This window comes from Aminobacter sp. P4_H6_2, from assembly GCF_056400805.1.
The window spans coordinates 1-8565 of sequence record NZ_JBFUKO010000193.1 but is presented as its reverse complement, the minus strand read 5'-3'; the positions used below and the strand labels follow the sequence as shown (position 1 = coordinate 8565).

Annotated in this window: 7 protein-coding genes and 1 tRNA gene; all 8 read right to left on the bottom strand. The window is 61.7% G+C overall.

Translation table 11 applies throughout. From position 1 onward, the window contains the following. Positions 1-430: 430 nt before the first annotated feature. The 8 genes from AC1DUU_RS15345 to AC1DUU_RS15310 all read right to left on the bottom strand — a co-directional run bounded on the left by AC1DUU_RS15345 (position 431) and on the right by AC1DUU_RS15310 (position 8413). Positions 431-1249: an MBL fold metallo-hydrolase gene (locus tag AC1DUU_RS15345; protein WP_476784268.1), complete on the bottom strand. Its 819-nt coding sequence runs from the start codon at positions 1247-1249 to the stop codon at positions 431-433. A gap of 3 nt (positions 1250-1252) precedes the next feature. Beyond that, positions 1253-2035, bottom strand: coding sequence for a TatD family hydrolase (locus AC1DUU_RS15340; RefSeq protein WP_476784267.1), 783 nt, complete (start codon positions 2033-2035; stop codon positions 1253-1255). A 13-nt stretch (positions 2036-2048) separates the two neighbouring features. Next, the gene (gene metG / locus AC1DUU_RS15335) at positions 2049-3590 is read right to left on the bottom strand and encodes a methionine--tRNA ligase (protein WP_476784266.1); all 1542 of its coding nucleotides are present in this window, start codon (positions 3588-3590) and stop codon (positions 2049-2051) included. Between the two features lie 86 nt (positions 3591-3676). Then, positions 3677-4732 (bottom strand): DNA polymerase III subunit delta', encoded by a 1056-nt coding sequence (locus tag AC1DUU_RS15330; protein ID WP_476784269.1) that lies wholly within the window; start codon positions 4730-4732, stop codon positions 3677-3679. Beyond that, positions 4729-5400 (bottom strand): dTMP kinase, encoded by a 672-nt coding sequence (gene tmk / locus AC1DUU_RS15325; RefSeq protein WP_476784265.1) that lies wholly within the window; start codon positions 5398-5400, stop codon positions 4729-4731. The genes AC1DUU_RS15330 and tmk overlap by 4 nt, the downstream gene beginning before the upstream one ends. A gap of 109 nt (positions 5401-5509) precedes the next feature. Next, complete coding sequence (locus AC1DUU_RS15320) at positions 5510-6676, bottom strand: D-alanyl-D-alanine carboxypeptidase family protein (RefSeq protein ID WP_476784264.1); 1167 nt, start codon at positions 6674-6676, stop codon at positions 5510-5512. A 117-nt stretch (positions 6677-6793) separates the two neighbouring features. Then, the gene (locus AC1DUU_RS15315) at positions 6794-8089 is read right to left on the bottom strand and encodes a septal ring lytic transglycosylase RlpA family protein (RefSeq protein ID WP_476784263.1); all 1296 of its coding nucleotides are present in this window, start codon (positions 8087-8089) and stop codon (positions 6794-6796) included. Positions 8090-8323: 234 nt separating this feature from the next. Then, positions 8324-8413: transfer RNA gene (locus AC1DUU_RS15310), tRNA-Ser, on the bottom strand. Positions 8414-8565 lie beyond the last annotated feature (152 nt).

Below are 8565 nucleotides of genomic sequence, written 5' to 3'. Positions count from 1 at the left end.
GGCGCGGGCTCAGCGCCAGAACATGCGCTGCCGAAACGATCGTCGTCCGGCCGGCAACAACCTTCGACAAAACTTCGATCCGTTGCAGATCGCGCTCGCTCATCGCAATCAGTCCCATCCGCAATCTCCCGCGTCGTCAAAACGCGGGCAGAGTGACATTCTTACTTTGCAGGATCAGGACATTCCAACTTTGCGGCTACAACCAACTATCGCATAAGATAGATTATGGAACTGCAATGATACGCCGGAGCGCTGTTCGGCCGCGTTTCGTGTGCCGCTGGCCTTCACGCAAGCTGCAAGCTTGGGGCCACAGAATGCACCTGTATGGGGCCACAGGATGCACCTGTATGCAAACCGGCGCGCCTATGGTCGTCGGCCATTCTGGCTTATCGACACAACCAGCAACGCCTGACCGCATCAAACAGTCCGTCTATAACCCTGACGGATAAGGTATTTCCATGATTATGCCGTCATAGGCTGGTTCGACATGCGCCGGCGTGGCGTCCATGACGGCAGCGTAGTCCAGCGGCACATGCATGTGCGTCAGGACGGCCTTGCTCGGCTTGAGCCTCTCTATCCATTCCAGCGCCTCCGACAGCGACAGATGGCTGACATGTGGCCTGTGCTGCAATGCGTCGATGACCAGCAGCTCAAGGCCGGCCATCAGTGCTGCCGTGGCCTCCGGGAAGTCGCTGACGTCGGAGCAATAGGCGATCGGCCCGACGCGGAAGCCGAGTGAAATGATGTCGCCATGGATCTGCGGCAGCGGCAAAAAGGTGAGGGGACCCCCCTCTCCTGCTATGACGAACGGCTGATCGTGCTCGATGATGCGCGGCCTAACGATCGGTGGATACGAGCTTCCCGGCGGCGTTTTGATGCAATAGCCGAAGGCCAGCGTCAGGCGTTCCAGCGTGAATTGGTCGGCATGGATATCGATCAGGCTGCCGCGCTCGAGCACATAGCCTCTGAGGTCGTCTATGCCATGGATATGGTCGGCATGCGGGTGTGTGTAGACCACGGCGTCGATATGGCTGACGTTTGCCGCCAACATCTGGGCGCGGAAATCTGGTCCCGTGTCGATGACGACGCGGGTCGTGCCGGACGCTGAAATGCGCTCGACCATCGCCGCCGCGCGCGTGCGCCGGTTCTTCGGATTGGTCGGATCGCACGCGCCCCAGTCGCCGGTGATGCGCGGCGTGCCCGGCGACGAGCCGCAGCCCAATATGGTGAGGCGCAGCGTATCCGGCATCGCTCAGGCCGGCTTCGGCATCTTGGTGAACAGCCGGAAGAAATTGGCGGTGGTGATCTCGGCGATTTCCCCGGCACTGACGCCAATCGTCTCGGCTAGGACGGCAGCCGTGTGGGCCACGAAGGCCGGTTCGTTGCGCTTGCCGCGATGAGGTGGCGGCGCAAGGTAAGGCGCGTCCGTTTCGACCAGCAACCGGTCGCGCGGCACGTCCTTGGCAATCTCGCGCAGCTCGGCCGAGTTCTTGAACGTCACGATGCCGGAGAAAGACACGTAACCGCCAAGCTCGACGCCAATGCGTGCAAGCTCGGCGCCGGAGGAAAAGCAATGCAGGATGAAGGGGAAGGTGCCCTTCCCTGTTTCTTCCCTGAGCATCGCTGCCATGTCTTCGTCGGCGTTACGGGCGTGGATGACCAGCGGCAATCCGGTCTCGCGGGCCGCCGCGATATGGTTCCGCAACCCTTTCGCTTGTGCATCGCGAGGCGCCTTGTCGTAGAAATAGTCGAGCCCCGCCTCGCCGATCGCAACGACCTTCGGGTGCGCGGCAAGCTTGACCAGATCGGCCGTGGTGACGTCGAGTTCTTCGGCGGCATTGTGCGGATGGGTGCCGACSGAGCAATAGACCTCGTCATATTCCTCAGCGATCGCAAGCACTTGCTCGAAGCGCTTCACGCGCGTCGAGATGGTGACCATACGCTCGACCCCGGCGGCCTTGGCGCGCGCGATGATCTCCGCGCGCTCTTCGGCGAAGTCAGGAAAGTCGAGATGGCAATGACTGTCGACTAGCATCTTTTCTGTGGCCTCAGCTTTCCGTCGTCGGCTCGACAAAGCGCGGGAACACCGGCTGCGGTGTCGGCAATGCCGCGCCCGGCACAAGCGCATGTGCAGCGTCGACATGGACAAAGTCCCTGTCGGTCACGGCCAGCAAGTCAAGCAATTTGGCGGCCGATGCAGGAATGAACGGCTGGCACATGATGCCGACGCGGCGGATCACCTCGGCGGTGGTCCACAGCACCGTTTCCATGCGCGCCGGATCGGTCTTCTTCAGTGCCCAGGGTTCTTGTGCGGCGAAATACCGGTTGGCCTCGGCAACGACGGCAAAGATCGCCGCAAGCGCGTGGTGGATGCCCTGCTCCGCCATCGTCTTGCGCGCGGTCACCAGTGCTGCCGTAGCCTGGTCGAGGATCGCCTTGTCGGCATCAGCCAGTTCACCGCGCTGCGGCACGACGCCATTGCAATTCTTGGCGATCATCGACAGCGAGCGTTGCGCAAGATTACCGAGATCGTTGGCGAGATCGGCGTTGGTGCGATTGACGATCGCTTCGTGGCTGTAGCTGCCATCCTGGCCAAACGGCACTTCGCGCAACAGGAAATAGCGCACCTGGTCGAGGCCGTAATGCTCGACCATGGTGAACGGATCGACGACGTTGCCGAGCGACTTCGACATCTTCTCGCCGCGGTTGAACAGGAATCCGTGGCCGAACACCCGCTTGGGCAACTCGATGCCTGCCGACATCAGGAAAGCCGGCCAGTAGACGGCATGGAAGCGCACGATGTCCTTGCCGATGATGTGCACCGCAGGCCAGTAGGCCCACTTCTCGGCATTGGTGTCGGGATAGCCGAGCGCGGTGATGTAGTTGGTCAGCGCGTCGACCCAGACATACATGACGTGCTTGTCGTCACCGGGCACCGGCACGCCCCAGTCGAAGGTGGTGCGCGAGATCGACAGGTCCTTCAGGCCGGAACGAACGAAGCTCGCCACTTCGTTGCGGCGCTCGTTGGGGCCGATGAAGTCCGGCTGGCTGTCGTACAGCGCAAGCAACTTGTCCTGGTAGGCCGACAGGCGGAAGAAGTAGCTCTCCTCCTCGACCCATTCGACCGGCGTGCCCTGGGGGCCATAGCGCACATTGTCGGGACGGACTTCGGTCTCTTCTTCGCCGTAATAGGCTTCGTCGCGCACTGAATACCAGCCGGCATAGCTGCTTTTGTAGATGTCGCCCTTCTCCGCCATCGCCCTCCAGATCGCCTGGGAGGCAGCGTAGTGGCGCTCTTCGGTGGTGCGGATGAAATCATCGTTCGACGCATTCAGAAGTGTTGCCATCTTCTTGAATTCATTCGAATTACGGTCAGCAAGTTCACGCGCGGAAATGCCTTCCCGATTTGCCGTCTGCAGCATCTTGATGCCGTGCTCGTCGGTGCCGGTCAGGAAGAACACGTCCTTGCCGTCATGGCGCTGGAAGCGGGCAAGCGCGTCGGTGGCGATCAACTCGTAGGCGTGCCCGATATGCGGCTTGCCGTTCGGGTAGGAAATAGCGGTCGTGATGTAGAATTTTTCGCGGGACATGGATGAGCCGTCATGAATATCGGATTGAAAGGGTCGCGGTCAGATAACGCATCGGCATGGCGATTGCCATCCGGCTCGGACGAGCGTCACATTCGCAATGCGGTATTCAAGCGGTCGATCATGGCCAGGACGTGTTGTTTCTTATCAAGATTGTAGGTCTCGGTCTCGGATATCGCGTTTTGCGCCTCGTGCCAAGCATCGGACAGGATCTTGGCCCTGGAAAGGTCCGAGTTGTAGCCGGCCTCAGTCGCCGTGTCGGAAAGCAGGTCGAGTGCGCGGCGATTGAAGACGTCAAACTGGATGGCGTTGTCCCTGCCCGCCACCGCATCGGCCAGCCGGTGTGCGGCAGCAATGTCGTTGCGGCCCGATTGCACGATCTTGTCGAGCGCCTCGGCGATCTCCAGCCCACCATATTGGGTGAGCAGGATCGCCACGCGTGCGCTACCCCCTGCCCGCCGCACGAGCGCGGCGCGCGCTTCCGGCTCATCCGGTGCCGGCTGATCGGTACCTGCAAGCGCTGCCAACAAGGCATCATCTTCGAGTGGGGTCAGCCGAATGGTCTGGCAACGCGAACGAATGGTCGGCAACAGGCTTCCGGGCGCGTGCACGATCAGGATGAACAGCGTACGCGCCGGCGGCTCCTCGAGGTTCTTGAGCAGTGCGTTGGCAGCGTTGGTGTTCATGTCGTCGGCCGGATCGACGATGACGACGCGGTAGGCGCCATTGTGCGAGGTCATCGACAGGAAGCGCGACACCTTGCGGATCTCGTCGACGGTGACGACCGACTTGAAACCCTTGGTCTTGTCGTTTTGCGGCCGCGTCAGATGCAGCACCGAGGGATGCGCACCAGTGGCGACTTGCCTGAACAGCGCCGACTTGGGGTCTGGATGCGCCAGCGTTTCAGGCGCGCTGCGATAATCGGGATAGCTCAGCAAATGGTGGGCGAGATGAAAGGCGAGTGTCGCCTTGCCGATGCCGACCGGGCCGGTGAGGATCAGCGCGTGTGGCAGCTTGCCCGAGCGATAGGCGGCAGTGAGCATCGAGATCGCCTGCTCATGGCCGAACAGGTGGGGATTCTCCGCCGGTTCCGGCACGCCGTCCAATGTGTCGTGCTGCTCGGGGGCGATGCGCTCGAACATCAGGCGTCCACCCTCGCCCGGCTGCCTGCTGTGGCGCGCGCCTCAAGGGCTGCGAACACCGCATCGGTGATGRCGTGCTCGACATCCTCCTGGTTCAGCGAGGCGTCGATGAGCACGCAGCGTTCGGGTTCGCTTTCGGCGATCGCCAGATAGGCTTCGCGCCGGCGCTGGTGAATGTCGACTGTCTCTTTCTCGAACCGGTCGGCGACATCCTGGCCGCGCCTCGCCGTCGCGCGCCGCAAGCCCTCTGTCGGGTCCAGGTCGAGGATCAGCGTCATGTCGGGCATCATGCCGTTGATCGCCACGCGCTCGACCGCGGCCATGAAGTCCGGGTCAAGGTTGCCGGTCACGCCCTGATAGACACGCGAAGAATCCAAAAAGCGATCACAGAGCACGATGGCGCCGCGCTCCACTGCCGGCCGGATCACCTGCTCGACATGGTCGGAACGTGCAGCGGCAAACAGCAGCGCTTCCATTTCCGGTCCAAAGGGCTCGGCGGCACCTGACAACAGCACATGCCGCACCGCTTCCGCGCCGGGCGAACCGCCGGGTTCACGCGTGACGACGATGTCGTAGCGCTTGTCGCGCAGCTTTGAGGCCAGGCGCTCGATCTGTGTCGATTTGCCTGCGCCCTCGCCGCCTTCGAATGTGATGAAGAAGCCGCGCGCCAATCCAAATGCCTTTCTGTCCGCCGTATCGCAAGTTCTGCCGAACGAACGGCCTCACGGCATATGTAAGTGCTGAAGCTCTACCGTCGAGAGTGGCAAAGGTCCACCCGAACTATCGCAGCCAGCCGATGGCAAGCTCCTTGACCGCGTCAAAAGCGCGGCTTTGCAGCGAGCCGACACCGACGGCTTCGGCTGCATACAACGGCGTCTCCTGGCTCAGCGTATCGCCGATCCAAACCTTGAGCGATCCTATCGGCGTTCCGGCGGCCACCGGTGCTGCCACCGGGCCGTCATAGACGATGCGGGCAACCAGCCGCTCCCGGTTGGTGATGGGCAAGAAGATGGAGACAGGCTTCTGGGCCACCAGCGCCACATGCGATTTCACCCCGCCGAACACCTGGGCCTCGCCGACCGTTTCGTTTGCGGCAAAAATCTCGGTCTTCTCAAATGCCCGCATGCCCCAGTCGAGCAGTTTGCGGGCTTCCTCCGAGCGTTCGCGGTCGCTGGCCATGCCGCCCATGGCGGCAAACAGCCGCCTGCCCTCGCGGTTGACCGAACCGACGATGGCAAAGCCCTCGCCCTCGGTGAAGCCGGCAGCCATGCCGTCAGCTCCAATATCCATGGCAATCAGCGGGTTACGGTTGCGCTGCAGGATCTTGTTCCAGGTGAACTCGGGCAGGCCGTAGTACCTGTAGAAATCGGGATAGGTCGTCCAGATGTGCAGGCCAAGTTCGGCAAGCTCGCGCACGGTGGTCATCTGGCCCGGTGCGGGCAACCCGGTCGAATTGACGAACACCGACTTCTTGAGCCCGATCTCGCGTGCGCGCTCGGTCATCTGCAGCGCAAAATTGCCCTCCGATCCGGCCATGCCCTCGGCAAGTATGATGCAGCCATCATTAGCAAGCTGCACGGTCACGCCCTGGATCAGGTCCTCTATGCGGATCTGCGATCTCACCGCGGCAAACATGGTCGAGGCGCGCGATGCCGCACCGCCGGTGCGCCAGGCGTTTTCACTGACGGCAAAAGTATCGTCGAGCTTGTAGCGGCCCGACTTGATGGCGTTGAACACCACCTCCATCRTCATCAGCTTGGCAAGTGAAGCTGGTGCAATGAGCTTGTCGGGATCCTTGGAAAACAGCACGGTGCCGGTTTCGGCATCGATCATGTAGGCCTGTGGTGCCTTGGTTTCGAACAGCTGCGCCTGTGCCTGGCTGGTAAAGGCCAGCGCTGCAAATAGGCCGGTCAACAACATGAGCGGCGCGGATAGTCTGAAAATCATGGGAGATGCTGCCCCGTTCGGCCCCGAATTCCGGTCGAGGCCTCAAAGACTATCAGGCCTTGTCTGGGCAGATCAACCGGGCGGGCACGATAGCCACAACTCGCCGAACCGGCGAACTCAGTCGTGCACGGCGAAAGCGTCGGGCGCGCCGTGCGTCCATGCGGCCTTGAGCATGGCGTCGAGCGAAATCTTACCATCCGGATAGAGGTCGACCGAATACCAGGTCTTGCCTTCGAAATCGGATTGCTCGACCAAAGTACGGCCATAGGCGGAAAGCGCCTTGGCGACACGCTTGGCTTCTTCACCGTCCTCGAAAGTGCCGGCGGCGACATAAGAATCCAGGTCCTGCTGGGCGCGCGGCCCTGGATTGAGGCGCTTCCAGGAATCGGTGATGTCGTTTGACGCAATCCCCTTGCCTTCCAGCACCCCGAAGGCTCTTGCAGCTTCGCTTTCGCGTTCGCTGGCGTAGCCCATGGTGGCGAGAGCCACACGCGACTGAGGAACTTGCATCATTTCCACGGGACGCGCAGGCGCGATGGGGCCAAAATCCGGCAAGGCGACATCGACCATGCCCTGCCCGTGCGCTGCCATCACAGGCTGCTCGAACTGGACCGCCTGGGCTGCAAGCGTGTTGGCCGGGGCGCCGGCCTGCATTGCTACCGCCGGCGCAGTATTCGTCATCGTGCCAGGGAAGGCAGCCGCCTGCCCCACCCCGACGCTTGGCGTTGGGCCGTTCATGGCGATCATCACGCCGGTCGGCAAGCCGTCATTGGTCGGATCGCCCATACCCTTGCCAGGTCGGTAGGACGCGAGGAGATACTGGTCGTCCTGGCCGTCGAGCGGTGCGCGTCCGACATATTCGACCTTCACATTGGCCGTGCCGCTATGGGCATAGTCGAGCATTTCAGCGGCGCGCTTGGACAGGTCGATGACACGATCGTTCGAATAAGGCCCGCGATCGTTGATGCGCACGATCACTGAACTGCCATTCTTGGTGTTGGTCACCCTGGCGTAGCTGGGCAGCGGCATCGTCGGATGGGCCGCCGTAAGATGGGTCATGTCATAGATTTCGCCATTGGCGGTCAGACGGCCATGGAACGCGTCGCCATACCAGGACGCAGCACCTACCGTTGCGTAGTTCTTGTCTTCCTTGGGATAATACCACTTGCCCCGAACCTTGTAGGGCTTGCCTGTCTGGTCGCGGCCACCGCCGCGCTGCAGGCCGGACATCTTGGTGGTGACGCGCGGGCTCGCCTTCACGCCATATTCGGATTCGGCGAAATATTCCTTTGAACGCTTCTTGCCGGCGACAGAGGTCGGCTGCGAAGCGCAGCCGGCAATGAATACTGCGGTCGCAGCAAGAATGCTGACCGTCGATGCGCGACCAAAACGCGTCCGCGTCGAATGCTGCATGATCGTGAAGTCCCCTGCCAGTCTACTCAAGCGCCACCACAACGCTGTCGCGCATAGATGGAAAAACAGTTCGCGCACGCTATCCCCAGTCCCCTTGTGCGCAGGAAATGCTTGCTAGCCTATTAATCGACTGTGGTTCGAAACGGGCGAGAATATGGCGCAATTGCGGCGATGGGCTCGGCCCGATACGCCTCGCAAATGAGCAGCGCTAAAATTGGCGGGTTTGTTTTGATGTGGCGGAGGGAGTGGGATTCGAACCCACGGTGAGTTTGCACCCACGCCGGTTTTCAAGACCGGTGCCTTAAACCGCTCGGCCATCCCTCCGAGGCATAAGGACTGCCCGCCTTCCCTGTCCGCGCTTCTTTTAGCGAGAAGACACATATTGGGGTGAGCTGCCCAGAACCTTTGTGGCGCGCTTGTAGCGCTGGTCCAGTCGCCCAGAACCTTTGTGGCGCGCTTGTAGCGCTGGTCCAGTC